Raw genomic sequence first — 24,785 nt, 5'->3', positions numbered from 1 at the left:
AGGGGTTCTTAGTGAATCTGGAAAAGCTTATCAGCCAGTTTATTGAAACCAAAAACAGGCAGCCCGAAAATGCGGACGAGTTGCTCGATTTTCTTCAAAGAAGCTATCTTACGGGTCAAGTAACACTATCCCAATATCAATCGCTTTTCCGAGTATTGCAAGATCGCGGAGCAAAAAAACCGGATTATTTTAATGATGAAACAAAAACAGAAACGATGAAAGCTTAACATATGAGAGGGATATTCCCTCTTTTTTTATTTTGGCTCTCTACGCATACTTTGTTGCTTAATACACATTAGAGATGAACTGCGACATAACGGATGGATGACCGCTGCGGAAAGCGAACTGCCCGGAGTGGAAATCAATGCTGAAATTGCGTCTTTATTTTCAAAAAAACGAAACCATTAAAAGGAAATTCCGTAAATGAACTAAACAACTTTTTATTGAAAGAGAGGAATGGAAGATGAACTTTCTTTTCACCATCATAGGTTTCCTTGTGGGATTGGCGGGGCTCAATTGGCTGCTTGGCTTTCAAAAAGGAAATATAACACTTGATTTGGAAAACCGCTTTGTAGACTTCAACAGCAATTATGTGGCGGCAATTAAAACTGAATTGGAAAAGCAGGGAAGAACAGTATCTTATATGGGTAACCGCCGCTTTTTAATCGATGGAAAAACCTATATTTTTATGGACCGAAACGTAAGTATGGGAGGAGCGCCGCTGCAACGGACTGTATTAAAACCTCTAAAAAAAGACATATAAAAAAGACATGAACGCCATGTCTTTGGTTTATTCAGGTTTTTATTGACCGTTAGTTTTGAATGGAAATTTGAATTCTTTTAAGATCATTTCCTTTACAATTTTCGCACTGTTTACTTTCTTTGGAGTGCAACGTACAGCAGTGTATACAATAAGTCATTGTTTCTCATTCCTTCCATATTCATTTCTGTGTTTCGTATAGGTTTCTATTTCCCGAATCATCCTTTATCTAAACTCCGTTGCAATATCTATTTACTTTGACCCAGTGTGCGTTAGCATGAGGAGGCTCACCAGCCGCATGTGGAAAGTGAAGTATATTTTCGTTGCGGGTTGAGGCACCCCAGTATCTCTTTAAAAGATAATACTAGCCGGGATATAATGGACAACAAAACTTCCGAAAACGGTACAAAAGAAAAATCCGAACTGATTTAAACTCTGAATAGAATTTATAGTTCGGATTTTTCTTTGGCTAAAATCCTTTTGTCCCAGCCTCAACGTATCTTACCGCCATTCCTCTACATCCCATGCGCTGGTAATCCAGCTTTCATAAAACTCACTCTCATGGGAAACAACGATCACAGTACCTCTATAGGTTTCAAGGGCTTCTTTTAACGCTTCCTTTGATTTTCCGTCGAGATGGTTCGTTGGTTCATCAAGAACGAGCCAATTGCTTTTTGCAAGCATCAGGTGGCATAAACGAACTTTAGATTGCTCTCCTCCGCTTAAAGCATTTAACGGCTGGAAAATATGCTCGCTTCTTAAACCGCACCTTGCTAATGCCTGGCGTATTTCTTTTTGTGACATCAAAGGATATACACTCCAAATTTCTTCGATCGCTGTCCGCTCCCCTGCTGCCCACTCCTGTTCAAAGTAAGCCGGAAGCACTCTCTGCCCATAGTGAATCCTTCCTCCAAGCGCATTTATCTTTCCAAGCAATGTTTTTAATGTTGTCGATTTTCCAATTCCGTTATAGCCGGTTATCGCGACTTTCTCTCCTCTTCTCAATTTGAAGTCCACCGGAGGAAATAAAGGTTCTTCATAACCAATGGAAAGATTTTCCGCTTCAAAAATGACACTCGTCGGCTCAACCGAAACGTTAAATGCTAAATGGGGTCTTGGGGATGAAACTGGTTTATCGATCCGATCGATTTTTTCAAGTTTCTTTTCCCGGCTCTTTGCCTGTTTTGCTGTAGATGCCCTGGCTTTGTTTTTTTGAATATATGTCTCAAGCTTCTTAATTTCTTCCTGTTGTTTGGCATAGGCCTGGTAGATTTGTTGCCTTCTTAGCTTATATGCCTCCTCAAATTGCCGATAGTTTCCAACATACCGGGTTAATGTCTGGTGTTCTAGATGATAGACAATATTAACCACTCGATCAAGGAAAGAGGTGTCATGTGAAATGAGGATGAAGGCATTCGGATAACTTTGTAAATATCCTTTTAACCATTCGATATGCAGATGGTCAAGATAATTTGTCGGTTCATCCAACAGAAGAAGATCCGGCTTTTCCAATAATAGTTTTGCCAGCAGCAGCTTGGTGCGCTGGCCCCCGCTGAGCTTGCTTACGTCTGTTTCATATCCAAGCTGATTAATCCCGAGCCCCGACGCAACCTCTTCGATCTTTGCATCGGTTGAATAAAAATCATTGGCCTCAAGCATTTCCTGGAGATCTGCATAACGGGCCAGCATGGACTCAAGGATCTCTCCCCCGGCTGAACCCATCTTAGAAGAAATACTGATCATTTCTTTTTCACTTTCAAACAATTCGACAAAAGCACTCCGTAAATAATCCCTTACGGTTGTTCCTTCATTCAAATCTATATGCTGTTCAAGATATCCTTTTTGGATGTGCGGAAACCATTCCACTGTACCTTGACCGGGAATTACCTCACCTGTAAGCACTTTTAATAAAGTGGATTTCCCTGCTCCGTTAGGACCTACGAGGCCAACATGCTCCCCTTTTAACAACCTGAAATCGATTGAGCGAAATACGGTTTTATCTCCAAACATCTGGCTTAAATTGTTCACGTTTAAAATACTCATTGTAAATTCTCCTTATTATGAAAATAGAATACATTTTCCAACCGCAAAACAAGGAGAGCACCGCCTTTTACTTCTTCAAGTCAAAGAAAAAGACACAAAAAAACAGGACGTAAAACGCCCTGCCTCTAAATAAATGGAATTTTTACAGTCCATTACAGGTATAAAAAGGTAGGTGTTTTATCCGATGTTTTACGATTGGTTGCTAAAAATGGGCATACTTCACCCTTCTCAAGCTTGCACCAATTGAAAAACAGCGGAAGTAGACATCTCTATCCTTTCACTCCTTTTACCGAAATTTATACTATCACAGTTTAGCTTATCTTAAATTCTGTAAATTGTAAAGGTTTACAAATCAACTTGATGAATAAGCCTATCATCATTATTTCCCAGAGGAAGTTTCTTTATGTCGTATTATGATTCTTCGCTTAGAGCAGGGTTGTTTCCAAAAATTCTTCGACAGTTTCTTTAAAAAGCTCCTTTTCTTCTAGAAACGGATAATGGTTGCTCTCTTTAAACAGTTTTAGAACAGACCCTTGAACTCCCTGATTTATTTCTTCCGAATAAGGAGCAGGGCATGCTACATCATGTTTTCCGCAAATAACCAGTGTAGGAACTTTTATTTCTGAAAGCCTGTCAGTCAGGTCAAATTCCCCATACTCATATATAGAAAAGTAATTTAAGCGTTTTGAGGATAGGTTTTTATTCACTGAAGGCGAAATGTATTGCTGATAGTTCTCGGGTTTATATAGCTGCAGCTTCATTCTTCCGGATGCAATCTCCTTTTTCTTTTCCACTGCCAGTCCGGGCTGCTTTAATTCTTCGAACAGGTCCTGCATTTTTTGAAAATTAGGATGGTCCGGATTATAAATACACCTCGGAGATTCGGCGTACTGAGAGGATGCGGCACTAACAATAATAAGGGCGTTCAATGAGCTTGAGGCCATGATCCCGTAAAGAATACCGATCATTCCACCTGTAGAGTGACCAGCGAATGTCCACTTCCTTATTTTTAGCGATTCACGGACTGCTTCTAGATCTTTAACCGCTTCAACCATGCTTAGTTCATGTTCATCCTCCTCGGCATCACTGTTTCCTGCACCTTTCAAATTCACAAGATAAACTTTATAGCCTGGTAAGAACTGCCCTGCAAAATGGTCTCCACTCGCGTTAAATTGGGAATAATGGTGGCTGACGCAAACCGGATCGCCTTTCCCCTTTGTGAAAATTTCAAAACACCCGCGGTCTGTCTTAACTATTTGCTGATCCCATTTCTCCATTTTAATTCTCCCCTTTTTCTGATGGAAACCGTGTCCAAAATACTTTCCACTCTTTTGTTCCGTCCCTTTCCTTTCCTCTCTCCATCCATTTTTTTTGCAGAGCTACCAGCTCCTTCACAAGCTCTTCAGATTCCTCGTCGGTCAAGTGTAGGGTCATTGCTCCGTCCACAATCTTTTCTTTTATATCCTTAAGGTTTTTAGAGTTAGTGCCAGCAAATCGCTGGTTAGCTTTCCAATAATCATTTAAGTAAAGTTCGGAAATGGCATTTCTTAATTGTTTCTTGGCTATTCTGGTTTTTTTGTTGTCATTTTCCTTATTCCAACTTAGCTTGATGTTTTTTGCAACAGGCAAATAGTATTTTTCCGTTATTCCTTTCACTTCCTTTTTATCAACAAGCTTTAATAAACCCACTCTTGCAAGTTCCTTTACATGATAGTGCATATTAGCAGGATGGCTTTCGAGTTCGACTGCAATTTGTTTATTGGTTCTCGGCTGGCGGTCACTAAATAAATTTAAAATAGTTAAACGAACAGGATTGGACATCACTTTCATTTCTTCAAAAGAATTCACTTCATACGTATCAAGCTGTTTGAACTCCATATTCCCTCCTTTGATAAAAAATTTTTTATCGATAAAATTTTATTTTATTATAATTCAATTGGCGTTCTCCCGCCAGTCATAAATTTGTCAATTTTGAAAAACTCTTTGCTGAGGATAAGAAATAAGGCACCCTGAACGGATGCCTTATTTTGCTTCTTGCCATTTCTTCGATTGTTGTTTTTTCACAGCCCTGGTCAACTCTTTATATCCCAGTCTCGTTAAGTGAAACTGTTCATCAACATATCCTGTTTCTTTAAGCGCCTCTATTTTTTCTTCCTTAAGTTTGGGACGAACGGTCTCCATTTTTTCATTTAATTTAGCAAAAGAGCTTTTCTCTACAAAGTCTGGCCCAAGCAGGTCAACCAGTTTTTTCATATTAGGTGTCTCTTTCATAAAGAGGCTCTTCTTATCGATAACTGCCTGCTGTATTTTTTCTTTTAATAGCAGTAAATCCTGCTTTATTTTTGTCATCTCTGAGTCTTTTTGTTCGATTTTCTTAAGGTATTCCGTTTTCTCCATCTCATTTAATTTTGCTTTTGTAAAAAGCTCCTGGTAGATTAACGTTTTATCCATATTTATTTTCTCAAGCGCTTTTTCCTTTTCTGCAGTTTGTTGATTTTCTTCCAAATCACCTTCCCGGGAAAATGCAATTTCTTTAACCTCATCTTCTTTTTGTAAAGTTTGTTCAGAATGCGTATTAATATGCGAAAGCTTTCTTTCTATTTCCGATATCTTTTTATATAGCACAAGCGCGGTACCAAGAACAAAACAGGTGATAAATAAACGAAAAATAAATGCAGAAAAAGCAATTAAAATGATAAGAGCCATAATGCCAACAAGACCGAAGCCCACTTTCACTTTACCCTTTGTAGATGTTGATGCCATCGGCTGATCAAGTGTATTTAAATAATTCTTCAAAGAAGCTAACATGCTTCTCTCTCCTCTCGACGTGCAATTGTTCATAACCCTTTTAATTATATGGATTCCTTCCAAAAGGACAATGAGCATTTTGTATGAAAAGCACTTCCCCATTTTAAAAATATTTCACTCATACCTTTCGTTTTTCTTCCAGGTTTTTGTGCGTTTCCGCGCTTTCTCCTTCCTTATTTTAAAAGATCCAGGTTTAGGTCAAATGCATGCCACAACACTATGATAAATATCAGCGATAGACCCCAGGCAACGAGGGGATGAGAAAAATGGATACGGATCAACGTAAACATTACATAGTCAAAAAGGATAGACCATCCCATAGTCCAGCCATGGTGATGGGAGATCCCTCCCCAAAACGTGAGCGATAAATATTCAGAACTGGCAAAAACAGCCACCCACAGTGAAATCCATAAAAATTGCTTGATAATACTTTTAGGATAATTTCCAAGGAAAATAACGGTTGTAGTGGAATACTGTACAACCATCTTAGCAAGTGCGATCATTGTATGGTTCTTCAAATATTCTTCGTCAAAAGAAATGTGAAAGAACCACATAGTATGGTTATAAAGGAGAAATTGGTAAAGAAGGTCTCCGATAACAAAGAATAAAAAGGTGGAATAATATTCCTTCCAGTTTTTCCAGTCTCCCCATATGATCGATGCAAGAATATATAAGACAAAAAAAACAGTATGCATAAAAATCTCCCTTTAAATGTCCTACTCTTATTCTTTGCATCTGTTATAAAATTATCTTGCTTTTATTAAAGTAAAGTTAAAAAGCACCCGTTTGGATGCCTGCAGTTTGTTTTATTCGACTAGAAAGTCAGCCGGTTCTTTATGAAGCAATTCGATCAGTTCATCTTTTTGTGCTCTCGTTAATGGATGACCGCTGTCCAACCATTCTTTTATCAATTTATACATTCCCCAGGGCTGGACACCTATTTTAGTTTCTGGCCCTTTCCCTTGATTAATATCGATTGCTCCGTTCCGATGAATGGTATACGAAGCTGCTGATGCATTGTGCTGTTTTGAAAAATCTCCGTGATCCCAGCTCACAAACATAACTCCTTCCTGCTACTATTTTACTCTTTTAGTAATGTATTCAACAATTTCATCCAAATTAAACCTCTAATTTATGATGTCCTTGTATTTTATTGGGAAAGGGTAAGTGCCGGTTCATTTAGATTCTAAAAAGAAATACGGGCTTTTCAGTCACAAAATCCCTTCCTGGTACCAGGAAGGGATTTCGTCAAATATCATTAAGCTACATCTGGTTTTTCATTGTCATCATCTTTTTTTGGACTAGAGCCAAGGAAGAACAGGATAGCCAGGATGATTAAAACGGCTGCAAAAACAACACTATTCGATTCAACAAATCGGATCATGTTACCGAGTAGGATGCCCACAACTCCGAAGTCGGCATCTCCGAATGTGGTCCCCTGGAATCCGAGTGAACCTAGAACAGGAAGCAGCAGGGCTGGCAAGAAGCTGATGATTACCCCATTCGCCATAGAACCGATTATCGCTCCTTTTCTCCCTCCTGTTGCGTTCCCGAAGACTCCGGCGGCTGCACCCGTGAAGAAGTGAGGGACCAGGCCTGGAACAATCACTTTTAATCCCAATAAAGGCAGGAATAGCATACTGACCAGCCCGGCGATGAAGCTGAAAAAGAATCCGATGATCACAGCGTTTCCTGCGAACGGGAATATAGCAGGGCAGTCAAGTGCCGGTTTCGCATTTGGAACAATTTTATCTGCAATCCCTTTAAAGGCAGGTACGATTTCACCAAGCAACATTCGTACTCCGGCTAAAATAATGTAGACACCAGCAGCGAATGTAAGCCCTTGCATAAAGGCGAAAACGAGAAAGTTTTGGCCGCCGCTTAGTTCTCCTTCAACGAAGGCAGGTCCTGCAGCGCCCGCAACAACAAAGAAGAGGAGCGCCATCGTTAAGGACACCGAAACAGAAGTGTCTCTAAGAAAGCTGAGGGATTTAGGAACTTTAATTTCTTCGGTTGATTTAGAACCTTTTCCTACTGCTCTTCCTACTAAAGCAGAAACGAAATAGCCGAAAGAACCGAAGTGCCCGATAGCAAATTCGTCAGAACCAGTTATTTTACGAGTAAATGGCTGTAACATTGCAGGAGATAACACCATCAAAGCACCAAGAATAATCGATCCTAGAATCACCAGTTGCAACCCGGAAAATCCGCCTGTGGTTAAAATAACAGCGATTAAACAGGCCATGAACATCGTATGGTGACCAGTTAGAAAGATATATTTAAAAGGGGTGAAGCGGGCGAGGAGAATATTGACAACCATACCGAACAGCATAATCATTGCCGTCTCTGTACCGAAGCTCTCCTGGGCAAGGGCAACGATGGCTTCATTGTTTGGGATTACCCCGTCAACGGCAAAGGCTTCATTGAACATGCTGCTGAACTGGCCCAGGGACTGGACGAGTACATTCGCTCCGGCCCCAAGAATCACGAATCCCATTACTGTTTTAAGTGTTCCTGAAATAACATCCCCGGAATTTTTACGTTGCACAAGGAGCCCGATTAGGGCGAATAAACCAACGAGTATAGCAGGGGTTCCTAATATATCCTTCATTATTAAATCAATCATGTGTAACTCTCCTTTGTATTTTAGTTGGGTTACATATTCTTTTCTAACGCTTCACGCAGCTCATTTTTATCCATCAAATTTTTCAGTTTTACTACATTTTTATTTCCATCTTCAAGGCTTCCTACAATGTCCTCCGAACCTAAGAAGATATCTGCTTGTTCTGTCTTTGCAGTGGTTAAGTCTGTGTGGGAGACATCGCCCTCTTTACCCATTTCTTTCAATGCGGCTTTCACGTTCATTTCGACAATCATGCTGCTTCCCAAACCATTTCCACATACAACTAATATTTTCTTCATTTCCAATTCCTCCTCATTTTTTAAACTTCTACTGTTTTGTTGACCAATTCAATCACACTCTCAGGGTCACTCGCTGAAATTAAACGCTCGACATTTTCTTCCACTGATAACATTTCAGTGAGCTGAGCTAATGCTTTTAGATGGGTTTGATTATCAATTGCCGCCAGTATGATGACTAATTGGACCCTATGTTTGTCCTTGTCTGAAAAATAAACAGGTTCTTTTAATCGTAAGAAGCTCATTCCCAGTTTTTCGACTCCAGCTTCAGGACGCGCATGGGGAATCGCGATTCCTGGAGCAATAACAATATAAGGTCCCAGTTCATTGACATTATCGATCATCGCTTGAATATACTGGGGCTGAATCGATTGCTGTTCGATCAGGGGCTGGGCAGCCGTTTCGATGGCCGTTTCCCAACTGGATACATAATCTTTGAATTGTATCGTTTGTTCCGTTAATAATTCATTGAGCATAGGTTTTCGTAACTCCTTTAACATCGAAGTATTTTTTTCTAAAAGATGAACTAATTCTCTTTTCAATTCGTCTTTTTGATGGATTGTCGCATATTGTTCAATTACATCCATCACCATGTCGATCGAATCCTTCTCTATTTGCTTCGTTTTAAAAAGCTCATTCATCCGCCGTATTATCTGTTCCTTTTCAACATTAGTCAAAATCGCTGGAACATGGATAACAGGGATGTCTTTTGCCTTAATATAGTTGGTTGAAAAGACAACATCAGCGTTTGGTTCGATGGATTGGTACTCCCTGATGGACATTGTGTTGATAACATTCAAACCAGCGATCAGGTTTTCAAGTTGGGTGCGTAACATGTAGGAAGTTCCGATCCCATTTTCACAAACTATGATTGCTCTGTATTTTGTTTCGACCTGTTTTTTCTCTTTTGTAAGCCATCCACCAAAGTGCAGGGTGATATAGGCAACCTCTTCATCGGGAATCGATTCTCCAATATAATGCTCTAAGTGCTCCATCACCCGTTTCGTTAAATGAAAAATATCCTGATAATTCTCTTGAATACTTGAAGCTAAATCATTAGCAATTTTCACTCCATATTTAAGGCGGTAAAAAGTAGGCTTAATGTGAGATATAAGATTTTCTTCAAGCCCCTTCTTATCATCAAACACTACACAAGAATACAATTGAAAGTCAGAAATCATCCTATGAACGACATCCCGGAGTCCGGAAAGTTCACGTTCTGTATAACGGCTAAAGTCATCGTGCTGGACTTTGGAACCCAGGAGTTTCATAGTGATGAAGCAAATCTCATCGTCCGGAAAGGAAACCTCCCATAAATCCTTAAGTTTATTTGTAATAAGCAGAGTTGCCTGATAAGCGTCTGTTTGCTGGAGTACCTTCTTTTCTTCGGATTCAACCACGATATATTTCTGTAACTGTATTCGCTTCATGATCATTAAAATCTGTAAAGAAAGTATTTCCACCATTTCATCAGTCAAAGTCAGTCCTAATTTTTGTTCAGCCTCAAAAATCAGATTTCTCACTATCAGCCGTTGATCCGTCTCCTGTGACGAGGATTCGGTTCCTGGCTCGATCATTTGGTGTACCTTATTCCGGACGTTCTGCCACTCAGGATGGGAGAAAATGGTTGCAAGGATATTTGAAAGCACCTTTCTTTTTGCTTCCTCTGGACCACTTAATCGGTAACCCGATCCTTTCTGATAGTACAACTTTAAACCTGCTTGCCTGAACTCGTCTTTAACTATCTTTAGAACCTTTGCGACCGTTCCTCGACTCATATCCGTAAGATCCATGAAGTTTTGCATCGAGGCATCCTGCTCTTCTAATAATATTTTTGCTTTAATGAGCACTTCTCGTTCTTGCTTAGATAACTGGTACTGCCAATCATCAAAACCCTCATCCTTTTGCAGGATCAATTCGGACTTTGATGTATCGGGCAGATAAAGCCCTTCGCCATGCTTGTTTTCAATCGGCTCTAAATTCTGTTCCTTTAACCAACTATTAATCTGATCGAGATCATAATAAATTGTGCGTTGTGACACATTCATTTTTGCAACCAGATCTTTAGTTGGAATAGGATTAGAAGATTGTTGAATGATGGATAATAAGTGTGCACGTCTTTTATCCAATACCATGGGGATCCCCCTTATTCAGTTTTATCACCTGGTATTTTTTGCAAATTTATACTGTTGTAAATTCGATGATCACCGTATGTCCTTAGTATAACGGCTTTTTATCAGTTTTGTAAGGGGTTTCAGTGTGCAGAGTTTGTAAGGGTTATTTTTGCAAAAATGAACTCATGGTTAAGGTGCTAATTCTAAGTGAGTTTTAAGTGTTTTATTTTTCAATTAATCATACCTGGTGTAGAACGATATCTGTGAGCAAATGAAGAATTTCATAATTTGGCCAATAATTGCCGAATCGCTTTTCTCGAACAGAAATGAATTTCATTTTATATGGTGAATAAAGATGAACGTTGTCTCTATTTTGGTATAGAACGTACTTTAATATAAATAAAAGCCATAAAAAAGACAGGGGATTCTTTGCAAACCCCTGTCCATGTAGACTATCTTTATTGATGCTTTGGCGGCCTCGGACCAAAATACTGGTAAAAGTGTGTTTTGATGTCGCCGTTGTATAGCTTACGGTTTTTCGTTGCTTTTTTGCCGTATAGTTCCTGGAATTTCGGGTGGGAGGTTAGGATATATACAGACCATGTATCAAGGCGGTGCCTGAATGCTTCTCCCATCTTTCGGTACATTTCTTCTACTTCTGCCTTTTCCCCGAGACGCTCACCGTATGGCGGATTTCCGATTAAAACGCCGTACTTTTGTTTTGGATTCAGATCGGTTACCTGCATCTGTTTGAAAGAAAGCATATCACCGAATCCAGCTTCCATCGAGTTATTTTTTGAAAGCTCTACCATTTTATGGTCTATATCCGATCCCATTATTTCAAGTGGCTGGTCGTATTTCGCGAGATCTTCTGTCTCGATCATCGCTTCTTCCCATTTTTTCTTCCCGATCCACTCCCAGTCTTCAGAAACAAAATTCCTGTTAAAGCCAGGAGCAATATTTTGTCCGATCATAGCAGCTTCTATCGGCAATGTACCTGACCCGCAAAATGGATCGATGAACGGTTTGTTTGCATTCCAGTTTGTAAGCATTATCATAGCAGCGGCCATCGTTTCTTTAAGCGGTGCTGCCGAATGCAGATACCTGTAGCCGCGTTTATGCAGACCGGATCCACTTGTATCAATCGAAATAACTGCATTATCTTTATGGATAGCTATTTCAATCCGGTATAACGGGCCATCTTCATCGAACCATGACACATTATATTTTTCCTTTAGGCTCTCCACTACCGCTTTCTTTACAATCGCCTGGCAGTCCGGGACACTGTAAAGCTGAGACTTAACTGATTTTCCGATAACCGGGAATTCTGCATTTTCCGGCAGAAAGTCTGCCCATGGCAATGCTTTCGTTTGTTCAAATAATTGTTCAAAGCTAGTTGCTTTAAACTCCGCGACTTTCAGCTTCACTCTGTCTGCAGTTCTAAGCCAATAATTTGAACGGCAAATCCCAAGTTCGTCACTTTCATATGTAACTTTCCCGTTTTCAACTGTAACGTTTTCAAATCCAAGCTCTCTAACCTCACGTGCAACAAGAGATTCCAACCCCATTGCCGCTGTTGCGATCAACGTATACTTTCCCATAATATCGCTCCTATTACTTTCCATTTATGTATCTTCTCACTTGTTTCCCATCTTTAGTATAAACAAAAAAAGCCCTTTAATGGGCTTTTCTTATTAATTCGGTCAAAGCGCTCTATAAGCCATGTTCTGTTCCATCGTACTGCAAACGGTTATTATCCTCGTACTCCGGCGGTAATCATCTATCTCCAGATGTGTCCAAACATCTGCCCTTCTCTCCGTTCAGTTCCTTCGAGAAAGCTCCCCTACCATTGTTTGGGTTTCTCGCTCGCGGGGTTTACCTCGTTCCACTCCTGCTGTTTCCAACAGGACTCCGTCACTGTGGCACTTTTCAGAGTAGTCATACCATATCCGAAGACGTAGGTATTTTCCTCGCCGTTAATCCAGTCGAAACCGGACTACCCTGGCTTATTTTTTGGCCAGGCACGAACACTACGATCATCTCAGACCGTGCGAGCATGGACTTTCCTCTACATCAAACGATGCAGCGATTACCCGAGCGCTATTCACCTTTTTAAAGGACAGCAAGGTTTATTATACTATGCTATGTGATATAAATCAAATCACTTTTGTAGAAAATAATGATATCAACTTCATTACTAATTATAATACAGTACGTGAAATTTTTCAAGTGCGCAGAAAAAACCACCGCTTGAGGGTGATTTTTCCACTTTTATTCGTATAACTTGCTTCCAAACACATGCTTTTCAAGATTGGATAATCTTTTTAAAATATCGTAATTCGTATTTCCTGGCTGTGTTTGTTGTTTCTTTTGCTGTTCAGATAGCCTTTCGATTTCTCTTCGTAAACGGCCGTTTTCCTGTTTCATTTTTTCAAGTTCTTTTTCAAAACGCTCGTAATCCTTAATGATCATGTCTAAAAACTTATCCACTTCATCCTGATCATAACCACGGAATCCTGATTTAAAATCCTTTTCAAGTATTTCTTTTGCCGTCAATTGCATCGATTGATCTGTCACCATGTTTTCACCTCAATATGTACGGAAATCCTTTGTTCTTATTTTTCCAAAAGACCCCTGTATTGTCAATTTAAATCTTCTGACACGCTTCGAAACTTTTCATTTTTTCTGTCACTGTGTCCAGTAATCAGGATTTGATTCCCTGATTTCTTGTGCCGCCATGTCCAAATCTGTCGGTGTAATCATGATGATATCATAGTTTGTGTCGTTCTGTTCCCTTTTCTTTGCTTCATTTATATAAAATAACGGTGACCCGGGAGTATCCTCATCAAATAACACGAGCATGCTATCGCTCTTTTGAACTAAAAACTGATTTTTCGCCTTCAACTGTCCCGGATTTTCATATTTTCGATTTGTAATACTCTCTACAAAATCCGCTTCTCCTAAAATCATCTGATAATATTCCTGTGTCTCTTCTTTCCAATTTTCCTCCTGCTCGAGAAATGGGGTAAGTACCGCTAGCTTTAGTTCAGGATAATCGAGACGAAGCTCACCGACGATTTCCCCGGCCCACAGTTCGACGCCAGTCTGTCCGCTGATCAATATCCATTCGATGTCTTTTTCATCGATCAGCTGCTGCATCTGGTTTTTCAGTACCCATTTGATAATTGGAAGCCCTGGATGAGAATCGTTGAAGATTCCAAGTTCATGGGCCTTGTACCCTGTGACAAGCAAGACTTTTCCCAATACATACACTCCTATTCTTCAACTTGTTCTATTTCTAGCATAACGCTGTTTCACTCCATTCGCAAAAATGAAAGGTGCCTGGCAACTGTTCTTCATAATAAAAAACGAACTGACGGCTTGCATCAGTTCGCTCTTACTACCCTATTTCATCGCTCCGCCGACTGGTCCCATCGGTGATTCCATCGGTCCCATATTGCCATACGGGCTTACTCCTGTTGGACCCATCGGACCTGGTCCTGGCCCCATCCCGCCGGGACCCATTCCGCCGGGGCCCATTGATGCAGGACTAACAGCAGATGGTCCCATCGGCATAGCCCCTGTTGGTCTTGGCGGCGGATAATGATGCACGTTTGCCGATTCAACCACATTTGATTGTGTCAAAGGATAGTTATGATAATGCTCATACAGGTGATGATAAACGTTTTTGATATGCGTCGGATGAACGTGTTGAACGTTTGTTTTACAAAAATGGTGTTTTACACACTCTTTGACCGGGTGCATGATCGGTCCGATCGTTCCGGGTCCAGGCCCCATGCTCGCCGGACTTACAGCAGTCGGCATCATATCTTTCCCTGCCATGGCAGGGCTTACCTGAGGACCCATGTTTGCATTTGGACCCATATTTGAATTAGGTCCCATGTTACTGTTTCTCATGAATATTTCCCCCTTATGTGTTTATTCACTAATAGCCTATGATTAGACGATGGTACATGTACTAAGATAGATACCTATTTTAGAGGGGGTAAATACCTATTTTAGAACATATGGGCGTGTAGATTAACAATAAAACAGCCCGGAGATTCCCGGACTGCTTTCTAAAACTTAAAAAACGGTTGGAATTGCCAGTGTTGAATCACTGATCTCACTCATAATAAACAAAGTAAGCACAATGACAAGAAAAAACATAACCACAATCACGTTTTTCAACTTCCATCTCTCCATTACCCAAAATAAAGATTCTTTAACAAAGAATCTTTAACACTCGTATTACCGATTCATTGGCTTTTTAAACAAATTCAATTTTATTTTAAAAATTTTTTAGAAAAGCTACTGGAAAATAACGACAATCAGATTTTAAAATACAACATTTTTTTCCAAAAGTAAACACAAATTTTGAGAATGATAGAAATGAACGTCGAAAACTTGCGTATCCTGCGCTTACCCGGGGAATAATCAATCGATTATTTCCTCGTTTTGCTGAGTTAGGTCTTCAATTACTTTTACTTCATCTAGCTGTCCCTTCTCTAATATTTCCAGAAGCTTAACAAATAGCTGTCCAGTCATATGGGCATCATTAAGCGCATGGTGCCTTTCAAGCTCTGTAAGATGGAATTTCCTGATTAAATAATCCAATTGAGGGTTAATTCCAGGAAATAACTGTTTGACCAATTCTTCGCAGTCCATGTACGGCGGGTTAAATCCCGGCAATCCCATCCTTTTCGCCATCGTTTGCAAAAAAGAGATGTCGAAGCCTGCAGGATGTGCGACTAGCGTGGAACCGTTGCAATATTCTAGAAAGTCCTCGAATACTTCCAAAAAAGGGGCGCCATTTTTAATTTCAGAAATACTGAGGCCTGTAATTTCCAGAACCGTTTTCGGCACTTTTCTCACTGGCCTTATTATCCTATAAAAACTTTCGGAAACCTCTTCATTCGTGCGGTTGATTTTTATTGCCCCGATTGAAATGATCTCATCACCAAGCGTTGGGAAAAAGCCGGTTGTTTCAAGATCAAACACAGTAAACGCATCACCGCTCGCTTGAAAGTTATCCTCTTTATCCAGAAGACGGCATATCCTGTTAAACGCGGGATGTTGTTTAGCCTCACTTGCTTCTTTTCGAACACGAAACCAGTCAAAAAGGAAGTACTTCAGGAACCTAAACCCGAGCGTCTCCATATTTAAAGGCTCCTGTTTTTCCTGAAGCTCAATTCACTTACTTGCTGCATCCGTTTAGCAACAACAAGAGCTTCTTTTAGTTTTTTTCTATCTTCTCGACTTAACTGGACTGGAGATAACTCGTTGTTAATCGGATCCGTTGCCGCTATTTGTTTTAAGTTCCCGTTAATTCGGAACCAGTATAAATAATGAAGGGCTGTTTCGATGTTCTTCACATCCCGCGGATGGAAAATCTCTTTCTCTTTTAAACGATAGAGCCTTTTTAGTGTATTGGTTTCTTCGATACCATACTTCATTGCAAAAATACGAACTCCGTTCACGATTTGCATGATCGCCGATTTTTTTAAGTTTAACTTTTTGCTCTTTCCCTTAAGATGGAGTTGTCCCAGGGGATTAAGTGGAACGCGGAATCGGATCGTATCCTTCATAAGCAACATGTGCAGCGATTGGGCTTTTTGGACACGTTTTGTCATTTCTCTTCGCAGGGAAATGGCTAAATCAAGGTCTCCGTAAATCGGCCTAAAATCAAGGAAAATAGTAAAGTTACGGATCTCTTCGGCATCTGTTTCTTGAATCCAGCGGTTTACTTCCTTTTTCCATGATGAGATAGATCGGCACCACTTTTCTTCCTTTGCCATGATGCCTCCTTCACATTCAGGGAATCCGCATTCAACCAGTTTTGTGTTAATCTTTTCGGCAAACTTACGAAAATAGGCCTGGATGTCGTTTCGGTAAGGAAGATGTTCGTATTCATCTAGAATAAACCCGTTATCCTGGTCAGTGCTAAATGCCTGTTCCTTCCTTCCCTCGCTTCCCATCACGATAAAACAATAATTCACCGGCGGAAGGCCATGTCCTTCTTGTTTCATTTCCTCTTCTGCCAATATGATGATTTGTTTATGAATCTCATCATTGTAATTCGAGATCATTTCACAGATGTCGTATGCAAGGGTATCCTGCACCAGCATATCGGAAACAAATGTGTGAAACTCATTATTATAAAGTGGAGAGAGCTTTTCAACTTCTTCGTAATCTCGTGCTCCTTTTATTCTATGCAGTAAATCCAGATATGCAGAGTCTTGCAACCTCAAGAATGATTGGGCAGAGACCATGCCGACAAGCAGCTTCCGGTGAATCACTGGGATTAACGAATCAGGATGATATTTTATGTGAGCAAGTGCTTCATAGCTGAACGCATCAGCCTCCACTGTAAACGGTTCCTGTTCCATCCATCTGTGGATAGGATCGGATAGGCTCCCTTCCGTAACAGCCTTTAAAATGCTGTGCGTTGTCACAACTCCGAGTATACTCTCTTCATCTTCACTTACGATGACACCCGCAGGCTTGTCCTGTTTAAATAGCTCTGCCGTTTCCATTACAGTGTAAGCAGGAGGAACCTTTATATCTTCCTCCATAATGCTGTTGATCCTTGTCCGGAATAAAACGATGTTCTCCGAATCTTCCTCCCGCTGGCGATCCAGTTTAATCTCGTCATATAAGGTTCTCATCCGATCTCCGATGCTTTCAAGCATAACGGAAGAAAACCTAGGATTTTCATTCATGGCATTTAACACAACTTCTTTTCGGAGCTTAATGACCTTGCAATTCTCAATCGCTTGAACAGAAAAAGTCATCGTGCCGCTAGTCAGCATAATCATCAAGCCGATCAGATCCCCCGGATAATAAAAGCGCATCGTCGTCTGATGCCCGTTGGCCTTATGGACGATATTTTTAGCGATTCCCGACACGACGAGGAAAAGGTCCACCTCCTCATCTTTTTCATGAAAAAGAAATTCACCCTTGTTATACTCCTGGAGCTCTGCATCAGCCAGCAATCGTTTTTTCTGGTCTGATGTTAGATAATGAAACGGTTCTTTTTTATCGATGAGATTATAAAAATCCTGCATGCTGTTCCTCCTTTAAGAGAGGTTATTTTCGGCCTAAAGCTTTTTTTCGATTCGTAAAAGCCGCTTCTCGAATTCCATTCTTTCCTGCTCTTCTTTATTTTTCAATATCCGGTTCGTTTCCTTCCACTTTTGATAGGCTTTCTCCGCATAGTAAAAAGCCTGTTCAAAATCTTTTAACGTATGCTCATAGAGCTTTGAAAGTTCCACATCAAATTCCGGCTTCCTCGAAGATTCCGATAGTTCTTTCCACAATAATTCTGCGTTTTTCCACTGTTTCTTTTTTTTATAAAGGTAAGAAAGCTTTTCTTTTGCTTTAAAGCCATAAGAAGATTTCAACAGCCCTTCATAAATAACTGCTGCATGATCTGCATGGCCAATCGTTTCGTACCATCTGGCCACTTCATATTGTTCTTCTGTATTTACCACCGTATCCTTCATCTGCAACAGTATTTTTGACAGGTGAACATACAACGTGATCAAGGATAGTATATCCTTTTCGTTGTGAAGAAGTACATCCGATATAAGCTCCGGGTCCTGATCCTTAATATATTCAAAATAGAGCATGGGGGCGAGATAACCAGGAGTATCTTCCTCTCTTACAAACTGTAAAATTTCTTGTTCAACAAGAGAGAGTTTGACAGATTCCAGCCTATTCTTCCACATTCTCCTTGCTCCATGCAAAAGGTCGTAATGACCAAAGGCAGGAAGTTCAGGAAGCCTGTCACGGATTAAGGTATGTCTTGTCTTAACCTGTGGCCAATCGAATGCTTTCCCGTTATATGTTACCAGGTTCTTTAATTCTTTAACATCTCGTAAAAACTTTTGATAGAACGGCACCTCGGCCCCGGGTCCGGGAAGAAAATATTGCTTGAGCCTGACTCCTTCTTCTGTATACTGGCTATACCCAAGCAGGAAGATCGTGTTTCCGACACCACCGCCCAGCCCTGTCGTTTCGGTATCAAAAAACAACAAATCTTCGGGTCGGAGATCTTTTGAAGAGAGAGGATGGTCAAGACTGAAAGCGTTCCATTGCCTTACGATGTCCTCGAGTTCTTCAAAACGATTTCGCCCATGTTGATAGGAAATCGGGTATGTCTTTTCTTTAATAATGGCATAATCGCCGTCAAAGAAAAACGGATAGGCTCCAAGTGTTTTCCACTTATCCAGATAAGGAACTTCCACTTCTTTATTTTCATTTTGATCTGGTATTGTTTCGTTTTTCTCTTTTGAATCCGGTGCAAGATTCATATGTTTTTTCATACGGCTTAGTTTGCCTTTAAGAGACATGTTGTTGTTCACCCCGTAAAAATTTCACAAGATAAAGGGAAGTATCTTTTCCATTTTCCCCAGTTTCTTCCATTGCCCCGATACAGGAAGGGCAGCCCTGTTCACATGGACACCCGGTCATGATCGATTGGGCTTCCTTCAATATAATTTCCAGGTCTTTATATACGCGTTCACTGAGTCCGATACCTCCAGGATATCTATCATACAGAAAGATAGTCGGCCTATTGGAATGGACTGCCTTGATTTGTGGAACCACATGCAGATCGGAAACATCACACATCACAAATAAAGGGGCAACGTTTCGCAATACATTGGCGAGGCCGACCAACCCTTCCTCGAGCCTTTTTTCACCTATTTCTTTTACAAATTCCTCCGGAAAATCAAACCAGCAGGCATTTGTGTGCAGTTCTTCTTCAGGTAGATGGATCGGACCTGATCCAATATTTTCGTGTGTTTCAAACTTAATTTTTTTAAAGATGGTTGCCATTGCATTCACCATCACTTCTCCATAAGAAGCATCCGTCTCCAAAAAGCGGTTATCTTTATCGACCTCCAATACCTTTAACTGTACAGCGAGGTTAGCATCGGTATAATAGTCCACATCTACTTCCCTGATCCAGGCTTTCTTTTCCTCATAATCAAGCTTTTCTACTTGATATTGCACACCCTGATGAAGATAGATCGCTTCTTCGTGAAGCAATGTCATCGCACTAAAACGATCCATCTCTCCGATTACTTTTACATTGGCTGCATTCGTCTGGTCGATGATTACAACATTTTCCTGGGAAGCAGAACGGAGGCTTATGTTATGTGCCGGAAAAGAATCGTTCATCCAGAACCATTTTTTTCCTCTAAAATGGAGCAGCTGTTCTTCTGTCAAAAATTCCAGTACCTCCTCGATTTCCACGCCATCAAATGTTTCATCTTTTTCAAACGGCAGTTCATATGCCGCACACTTTAGATGGTCAACCAAAATGATCAAATTGTCCGGGTTGATTCTCGCCTCTTCTGGATTCCGTTCAAAAAAGTATTCCGGATGTTCAATCATATATTGATCGAGGGGGCTAGAGCTTGCCACTACAAACACGACCGACTCGTCCTGGCGTCTTCCTGCTCGCCCGGCCTGCTGCCATGTGCTCGCGACAGAGCCTGGATAACCAGTTAATACGCAAGCCTGTAGCTGGCCGATATCAACACCGAGTTCAAGAGCGTTCGTACTTACAACTCCCAGAATTTCGCCGTTTCGCAAACCTCTTTCAATTTCCCGTCGCTGTTTTGGCAAATAGCCGCCCCTGTAACCCCTGATTGTCCTTGGTCCAAGTTCACGCTGTTCTAAAAGCTGTAGATATGTTAAGAGAATCTCGACCCGTACACGGCTTTTCGCAAACACGATCGTCTGGATTTTGTTCCGCAACAACTCCTCTGCAATTTTTCTCGCTTCAAGAGTTGCACTCCTGCGTATGTTTAATGCCCTGTTAACGATCGGTGGATTATAAAAGATAAAATGCTTCTTCCCTGACGGTGCCCCGTTGTTATCGATAAGCTTGACCGGCTGGCCTGTCAAATCTTCTGCTAGTTCTTTTGGATTCGCGATCGTTGCAGACGTACAGATAAAGAGCGGATCGCTTCCGTAAAAACGGCAGATTCGCTTCAACCTGCGAATAACGTTCGCAACATGGCTCCCGAATACTCCCCGATAAGTATGAAGTTCATCGATTACAACTACTTTAAGGTTTTCAAACAGCGATACCCATTTCGTATGATGGGGCAAAATCGCAGAGTGGAGCATATCGGGATTCGTCATTACTACATGTCCAGCTTTTCGGATAATCTGGCGGATCGTCGGTGATGTGTCTCCATCATACGTATAACTTTTCAGATCGACTTCCATCTCGTCTATTAATTCATTTAACTCACTCTTCTGGTCCTGGGCGAGTGCTTTTGTGGGGAACAGATACAGCGCCCTGCTGGAAGGATTATTAAGCACTTCGTTCAAAACAGGCAAGTTATAGCACATCGTTTTTCCTGAAGCGGTCGGCGTTACTGCAACGATGCTGTTCCCATCCTGCACTTCCTTAAATGCAGAAGCCTGATGTGTATATAAAGAAGTGACCCCTCTCTTTTTCATCGCTTGCACTAACCGTTCATCCAGCCCTCCTGGAAAATGAGCTGTTTTAGCAGCCTTTTCCTCGATTGTTTTCCAGGTCACAATATTTTCTTTATAGGAAAAATCAGTCTGGAAAAAGTCGAGTAACTCAGGCAATTTCTTTTTTATATTCATGTATCATCACACCTCGAAAAAGGATATAAGCGGTAACTTCATATACCTTCTATTTTAGCGAATATCTGTTCGAAACGGTACCATTTTAAAACAATTGATGAAATAAAAAAACCAGAAAGCACTTTTTTGCTGTTCTGGTATTCAAAAAACAGATATATAGTTGTCCATTATAACTTGATCAGTATTCTTTTATTTCTTTGCTTAATAAACCTGGCAATAGAGTACCAGTCTTTTTCAAAAGGGATGAACGGAACTTTTGTCGTACTGCTTCCATCAGCAAATGTAACTTCAACAACTGGTGATCCATTTAGTTTTCCAATTTTTATTTCTCTTATTCTGTTATACTTAATCTCTTTGCGAACAAAACCTAACAATATGAGCCTAAACTCCTGGTCTGTTAATTCGATGCGTTGATTTCGGATGGACACGGACAAGACAAAGCAGACACCAATATAGATCAGTCCTACAAGCATAAAAGTCTTCCACCTGCTAAACGTAAGGTCACTGTTCACCCACATTAAAGCGCTTCCAAAAGCAACCACTATAATATATACTGCAAGCATCGTCAGTTCAATCGACTTAATATTCGGGTAAAACGTTTTCTGAATTTTAATCCAACCATCTCCCATCTTTTAAATTCCAACATGAAAGTGGCATCGTTTACTGGAAAATACCCGCTAAATCTACTTTCCATTTTAATAGTAATATTCCTTTTAAAGTTTAAATAAAACTTTCTTCTAATAAATTTTCTAGTCTACATAATAAAATTACGGTACTCTATATAATGAACTTTAGGACAAGCCAATAAAAAAAGAGCCAGAATGTTAAAACTGGCTCTTCGTTCGAACTAACTTTTAAAATGTTTGAGCAAGATCTTTTGCACGGGCAATAGCATTTTGCTTTATTTCTTCTGCTTTATCTGGCATAGCTGCGTGTCCTTCTACAAAAATCCCTTCGAATGAAGGCACTCCGAAGAACTGCATAACTGCATCTAAATAACGGTGTCCCATTTCCATTTGCGCGGCAGGGCCTTCCGAATATATTCCACCACGCGCCTGGATATGGAGTGCTTTCTTATCCGTCAGCAAACCTACAGGTCCCTGCTCCGTATATTTAAAAGCTTTACCTGCAACAGCTACGGAGTCAATATATGCTTTCATGACCGGGGGAAAAGAGAAGTTCCACATTGGTGTAACGAAAATGTATTTATCTCCTGAAACAAACTCATCACATAACTCAGATAATCTTCCCACTTTCGCTTTTTCTTCAGAGGAAAGTTCTTCAAACCCGCTTCCTTTTTGTAATTTCCCCCACCCGCTGAAAACATCAACATCAATCTGCGGAATGTTTTCTTTATAAAGGTCTAAATGGACTACTTCATCATTTGGATTTGCTTCTTTATATGTTTCGATAAACTCTTTTCCAACCGCCATACTATATGAAAATGCATCATCCTGCGGATGTGCCGTAATATACAAAACTTTTGCCATCGAAATCTCCCTTTCTATATGTAATCTGCAAGTTTAGTTTTCATTTATATAGCCTACTATTTAGAATCCAAAACTAAATTGCCTCTGTTTTAGGATTATATTAAACTGTGCAGCAGGTTTCAAAATTTTTGCTCACAAAAAAAAGAACCTGTCTTTATGAGACAAATTCAAATCTGATTTATGCTTTAATATCTATTTCGTATGGATTACCGCTAATGTTCGCTCTCATTTCATCCGTTAACTTAAACGGTTCAGTCGTTTTCAATTCATTTTTAAAATTACCTCCAATTTGCGTGCTTCCATCGTAATGAATTGGTTTTCCATCCATGAATTTTCACCCCCACCTTTTAGAGGATATATTACACATAATTTTACTACTATTATGACAATTTGACCACATAATATTAAAAATAAAATTTGCTATCTAAAGAATAAACAGGGATTTAGGCCTAATTTTTTAACTGTTTCTTTCTCATGTATGACCGTTTCTCCACTTCACTCTTTCTCGAGATCAGTGTTCCTCCATATCAACCAGTTTACCGTCAAGATGTTACAATTAGGGCATAAAAAAGCAAGCCAATACATAGCTAAAGGATGAATGAGATGCGAAATCAAAAACGGATGAGGGATTATGGAGTAAAGATAGGCCGTTTAGAACCAGGCTTTTATAACGCTATTACTGATATAGAAGGAGTCACTGTCGGTCATGCTACGTTAAGCAATAAAGAAACACAGACAGGCGTAACTGCTATATTGCCGCATCAGGGGAACATCTTCAAAGAAAAACTGATCGCTTCCAGCCATGTTATAAATGGTTTTGGAAAGACGATGGGAACGATTCAGATGGAAGAATTAGGTACACTTGAAACTCCGATCGTATTGACAAACACGTTAAGCATCGGCACTGCAGCAGAAGCGATGATCGAATACATGCTTGAAAAAAATCCTGAAATCGGCCGAACAACCGGAACTGTTAACCCGGTTATTGGCGAATGTAACGATATGATCCTAAACGATATTCGTGCAGGTTCTGTAGAAAAGAAACACATATTAGAAGCTTTAGAAAATGCTTCTCGGGAGTTTAAAGAAGGAACAGTTGGTGCTGGAACAGGCATGCTCTGTTATTCCCTGAAAGGCGGAATAGGGTCTGCGTCCCGGATTATTGAAATGGAACATGGGAGATATACAATTGGCGTTCTTGTATTAACAAACTTCGGGATCTTAAGTGATCTAAAAATAAATGGAAAAGCTGTCGGAGAAGAACTAAAAGACGTTATTTTGCAAACGACAGAGGAAAAAGATAAAGGTTCCGTAATGGTGATCATCGGCACAGACCTTCCATTATCTGAAAGACAGTTAAACCGAATTCTCAAGCGTTCTGTAACAGGTTTATCAAGAACAGGTTCAATCATTACAACTGGAAGCGGCGAAGTGGCCATTGGTTTTTCCACTGCTACAAAAATACCGCATAAAAAACCATCCTCCTGCCTCTCCTTCCCAACGATCCACGAGGACGATATAGATCTTGCCTTTAGGGCGGTAGGCGAAGCAACTGAAGAAGCGGTGTTAAATTCATTAATAACTGCCCATCAAGTCACCGGAAGAGATGGAAATCAAAGGCCCGCCCTAAAAGATCTGATTGAAAAGCACAAAATATCATTGATATGACAGGCAATTCCATAAAACAGGCTGGTCCCAATAGCAGCCTGTTTTTAGCAAGACGTTAGACCCCGCAGTGTAGAAAGGTGAAGGCGAACGCCAGGGGACGTATGGATTTGACTGAGCTGTATGGAGATAAAGAAAACACGACGGACGAAAGAGAGTCGATGTTGCCTTATCGCAAGGAGATGAGGGAGATCCACTAGTCACTGTTAGCCGTAACCAGACAGGCGTTCTTTGCGAGCGAGGATGTTCAGTGCGAGTCCGCGGAAAGCGTAGTGTATTTCCGCAGCGGTCAGCAGTAACTATCGCAGTAAATCGCTTTTATGCAAAAACAACTATGTTTTTAGAATAGGG

Annotated in this window: 23 protein-coding genes and 1 other RNA gene; 3 read left to right on the top strand and 21 right to left on the bottom strand. The window is 40.4% G+C overall.

Features of this window, described 5'->3' with window-relative positions:
- The first annotated feature begins 11 nt into the window (after positions 1–11).
- Positions 12–227, top strand: coding sequence for a YppF family protein (gene yppF, locus FCL54_RS21775; protein ID WP_171016967.1), 216 nt, complete (start codon positions 12–14; stop codon positions 225–227).
- Between the two features lie 236 nt (positions 228–463).
- On the top strand, positions 464–763 hold the full coding sequence (locus FCL54_RS21770) for a hypothetical protein (RefSeq protein WP_138129296.1): 300 nt from the start codon (positions 464–466) through the stop codon (positions 761–763).
- 498 nt (positions 764–1,261) lie between these two features.
- Here the strand turns inward: FCL54_RS21770 and FCL54_RS21765 are convergent, their stop codons facing one another.
- The 21 genes from FCL54_RS21765 to FCL54_RS24175 all read right to left on the bottom strand — a co-directional run bounded on the left by FCL54_RS21765 (position 1,262) and on the right by FCL54_RS24175 (position 23,097).
- A complete protein-coding gene (locus FCL54_RS21765; RefSeq protein WP_138129294.1) occupies positions 1,262–2,803 on the bottom strand; it encodes an ABC-F family ATP-binding cassette domain-containing protein in 1,542 nt (513 codons plus the stop codon).
- Positions 2,804–3,228: 425 nt separating this feature from the next.
- Complete coding sequence (locus FCL54_RS21760) at positions 3,229–4,080, bottom strand: alpha/beta fold hydrolase (protein WP_138129292.1); 852 nt, start codon at positions 4,078–4,080, stop codon at positions 3,229–3,231.
- A gap of 1 nt (position 4,081) precedes the next feature.
- Entirely contained in the window at positions 4,082–4,681 is a 600-nt protein-coding gene (locus FCL54_RS21755) for a winged helix-turn-helix domain-containing protein (protein WP_138129290.1), read from the bottom strand.
- A gap of 144 nt (positions 4,682–4,825) precedes the next feature.
- Positions 4,826–5,611, bottom strand: a complete 786-nt coding sequence (locus tag FCL54_RS21750; protein WP_138129288.1) for a hypothetical protein — start codon at positions 5,609–5,611, stop codon at positions 4,826–4,828.
- 173 nt (positions 5,612–5,784) lie between these two features.
- Complete coding sequence (locus FCL54_RS21745) at positions 5,785–6,306, bottom strand: CBO0543 family protein (RefSeq protein ID WP_138129286.1); 522 nt, start codon at positions 6,304–6,306, stop codon at positions 5,785–5,787.
- Positions 6,307–6,417: 111 nt separating this feature from the next.
- Positions 6,418–6,666 carry a hypothetical protein gene (locus tag FCL54_RS21740; RefSeq protein ID WP_138129284.1) on the bottom strand — a complete coding sequence of 83 codons (249 nt, stop codon included), beginning with the start codon at positions 6,664–6,666 and terminating at the stop codon, positions 6,418–6,420.
- Between the two features lie 203 nt (positions 6,667–6,869).
- A complete protein-coding gene (locus tag FCL54_RS21735; RefSeq protein ID WP_138129282.1) occupies positions 6,870–8,237 on the bottom strand; it encodes a PTS ascorbate transporter subunit IIC in 1,368 nt (455 codons plus the stop codon).
- Positions 8,238–8,266: 29 nt separating this feature from the next.
- A complete protein-coding gene (locus FCL54_RS21730) occupies positions 8,267–8,533 on the bottom strand; it encodes a PTS sugar transporter subunit IIB (protein WP_138129281.1) in 267 nt (88 codons plus the stop codon).
- Positions 8,534–8,553: 20 nt separating this feature from the next.
- Positions 8,554–10,665 (bottom strand): BglG family transcription antiterminator, encoded by a 2,112-nt coding sequence (locus FCL54_RS21725; protein WP_138129280.1) that lies wholly within the window; start codon positions 10,663–10,665, stop codon positions 8,554–8,556.
- Between the two features lie 437 nt (positions 10,666–11,102).
- On the bottom strand, positions 11,103–12,245 hold the full coding sequence (locus tag FCL54_RS21720) for a THUMP domain-containing class I SAM-dependent RNA methyltransferase (RefSeq protein WP_138129279.1): 1,143 nt from the start codon (positions 12,243–12,245) through the stop codon (positions 11,103–11,105).
- A 110-nt stretch (positions 12,246–12,355) separates the two neighbouring features.
- Positions 12,356–12,745: RNase P RNA component class B (gene rnpB / locus FCL54_RS21715), an RNA gene on the bottom strand.
- Between the two features lie 170 nt (positions 12,746–12,915).
- On the bottom strand, positions 12,916–13,224 hold the full coding sequence (gene gpsB / locus FCL54_RS21710; protein ID WP_138129278.1) for a cell division regulator GpsB: 309 nt from the start codon (positions 13,222–13,224) through the stop codon (positions 12,916–12,918).
- A 108-nt stretch (positions 13,225–13,332) separates the two neighbouring features.
- A complete protein-coding gene (locus tag FCL54_RS21705; protein WP_246055408.1) occupies positions 13,333–13,908 on the bottom strand; it encodes an SLOG family protein in 576 nt (191 codons plus the stop codon).
- A gap of 141 nt (positions 13,909–14,049) precedes the next feature.
- Positions 14,050–14,562, bottom strand: coding sequence for a CotD family spore coat protein (locus FCL54_RS21700; RefSeq protein WP_246055406.1), 513 nt, complete (start codon positions 14,560–14,562; stop codon positions 14,050–14,052).
- Between the two features lie 519 nt (positions 14,563–15,081).
- The gene (locus tag FCL54_RS21695) at positions 15,082–15,804 is read right to left on the bottom strand and encodes a 3'-5' exonuclease (RefSeq protein ID WP_138129276.1); all 723 of its coding nucleotides are present in this window, start codon (positions 15,802–15,804) and stop codon (positions 15,082–15,084) included.
- A 2-nt stretch (positions 15,805–15,806) separates the two neighbouring features.
- A complete protein-coding gene (locus tag FCL54_RS21690) occupies positions 15,807–17,711 on the bottom strand; it encodes a DUF294 nucleotidyltransferase-like domain-containing protein (RefSeq protein WP_138129275.1) in 1,905 nt (634 codons plus the stop codon).
- A gap of 33 nt (positions 17,712–17,744) precedes the next feature.
- The gene (locus tag FCL54_RS21685) at positions 17,745–18,998 is read right to left on the bottom strand and encodes a ribonuclease H-like domain-containing protein (RefSeq protein WP_138129274.1); all 1,254 of its coding nucleotides are present in this window, start codon (positions 18,996–18,998) and stop codon (positions 17,745–17,747) included.
- The gene (locus FCL54_RS21680) at positions 18,988–21,279 is read right to left on the bottom strand and encodes a DEAD/DEAH box helicase (RefSeq protein ID WP_138129273.1); all 2,292 of its coding nucleotides are present in this window, start codon (positions 21,277–21,279) and stop codon (positions 18,988–18,990) included. The genes FCL54_RS21685 and FCL54_RS21680 overlap by 11 nt, the downstream gene beginning before the upstream one ends.
- Positions 21,280–21,446: 167 nt before the next feature.
- Entirely contained in the window at positions 21,447–21,908 is a 462-nt protein-coding gene (locus FCL54_RS21675; RefSeq protein ID WP_138129272.1) for a hypothetical protein, read from the bottom strand.
- Between the two features lie 225 nt (positions 21,909–22,133).
- The gene (locus FCL54_RS21670; RefSeq protein ID WP_138129271.1) at positions 22,134–22,769 is read right to left on the bottom strand and encodes an FMN-dependent NADH-azoreductase; all 636 of its coding nucleotides are present in this window, start codon (positions 22,767–22,769) and stop codon (positions 22,134–22,136) included.
- Positions 22,770–22,947: 178 nt separating this feature from the next.
- Positions 22,948–23,097, bottom strand: coding sequence for a hypothetical protein (locus FCL54_RS24175; protein WP_171016966.1), 150 nt, complete (start codon positions 23,095–23,097; stop codon positions 22,948–22,950).
- A gap of 275 nt (positions 23,098–23,372) precedes the next feature.
- Between FCL54_RS24175 and FCL54_RS21665 the strand changes: the two genes are divergently transcribed.
- Positions 23,373–24,437: a DmpA family aminopeptidase gene (locus FCL54_RS21665; RefSeq protein ID WP_138129270.1), complete on the top strand. Its 1,065-nt coding sequence runs from the start codon at positions 23,373–23,375 to the stop codon at positions 24,435–24,437.
- Positions 24,438–24,785 lie beyond the last annotated feature (348 nt).

The sequence above is a fragment of the Exobacillus caeni genome, assembly GCF_005747095.1.
GTDB classification, from domain to species: Bacteria; Bacillota; Bacilli; order Bacillales; family Guptibacillaceae; genus Exobacillus; species Exobacillus caeni.
Note: the sequence above shows the minus strand (reverse complement) of the source record. Positions and strands in the feature narration are given on the sequence as shown.

Excerpts from the sequence above, each read along its gene's own strand:
- FCL54_RS21770 (WP_138129296.1), top strand. The coding sequence starts at position 464 with ATGAACTTTCTTTTCACCATCATAGGTTTCCTTGTGGGATTGGCGGGG.
- FCL54_RS21765 (WP_138129294.1), bottom strand. The coding sequence starts at position 2,803 with ATGAGTATTTTAAACGTGAACAATTTAAGCCAGATGTTTGGAGATAAA.
- FCL54_RS21760 (WP_138129292.1), bottom strand. The coding sequence starts at position 4,080 with ATGGAGAAATGGGATCAGCAAATAGTTAAGACAGACCGCGGGTGTTTT.
- FCL54_RS21755 (WP_138129290.1), bottom strand. The coding sequence starts at position 4,681 with ATGGAGTTCAAACAGCTTGATACGTATGAAGTGAATTCTTTTGAAGAA.
- FCL54_RS21750 (WP_138129288.1), bottom strand. The coding sequence starts at position 5,611 with ATGTTAGCTTCTTTGAAGAATTATTTAAATACACTTGATCAGCCGATG.
- FCL54_RS21745 (WP_138129286.1), bottom strand. The coding sequence starts at position 6,306 with ATGCATACTGTTTTTTTTGTCTTATATATTCTTGCATCGATCATATGG.
- FCL54_RS21735 (WP_138129282.1), bottom strand. The coding sequence starts at position 8,237 with ATGATTGATTTAATAATGAAGGATATATTAGGAACCCCTGCTATACTC.
- FCL54_RS21730 (WP_138129281.1), bottom strand. The coding sequence starts at position 8,533 with ATGAAGAAAATATTAGTTGTATGTGGAAATGGTTTGGGAAGCAGCATG.
- FCL54_RS21725 (WP_138129280.1), bottom strand. The coding sequence starts at position 10,665 with ATGGTATTGGATAAAAGACGTGCACACTTATTATCCATCATTCAACAA.
- FCL54_RS21720 (WP_138129279.1), bottom strand. The coding sequence starts at position 12,245 with ATGGGAAAGTATACGTTGATCGCAACAGCGGCAATGGGGTTGGAATCT.
- gpsB (WP_138129278.1), bottom strand. The coding sequence starts at position 13,224 with ATGGTGACAGATCAATCGATGCAATTGACGGCAAAAGAAATACTTGAA.
- FCL54_RS21700 (WP_246055406.1), bottom strand. The coding sequence starts at position 14,562 with ATGAGAAACAGTAACATGGGACCTAATTCAAATATGGGTCCAAATGCA.
- FCL54_RS21695 (WP_138129276.1), bottom strand. The coding sequence starts at position 15,804 with ATGGAGACGCTCGGGTTTAGGTTCCTGAAGTACTTCCTTTTTGACTGG.
- FCL54_RS21690 (WP_138129275.1), bottom strand. The coding sequence starts at position 17,711 with ATGCAGGATTTTTATAATCTCATCGATAAAAAAGAACCGTTTCATTAT.
- FCL54_RS21685 (WP_138129274.1), bottom strand. The coding sequence starts at position 18,998 with ATGTCTCTTAAAGGCAAACTAAGCCGTATGAAAAAACATATGAATCTT.
- FCL54_RS21680 (WP_138129273.1), bottom strand. The coding sequence starts at position 21,279 with ATGAATATAAAAAAGAAATTGCCTGAGTTACTCGACTTTTTCCAGACT.
- FCL54_RS21675 (WP_138129272.1), bottom strand. The coding sequence starts at position 21,908 with ATGGGAGATGGTTGGATTAAAATTCAGAAAACGTTTTACCCGAATATT.
- FCL54_RS21670 (WP_138129271.1), bottom strand. The coding sequence starts at position 22,769 with ATGGCAAAAGTTTTGTATATTACGGCACATCCGCAGGATGATGCATTT.
- FCL54_RS24175 (WP_171016966.1), bottom strand. The coding sequence starts at position 23,097 with ATGGATGGAAAACCAATTCATTACGATGGAAGCACGCAAATTGGAGGT.
- FCL54_RS21665 (WP_138129270.1), top strand. The coding sequence starts at position 23,373 with ATGCGAAATCAAAAACGGATGAGGGATTATGGAGTAAAGATAGGCCGT.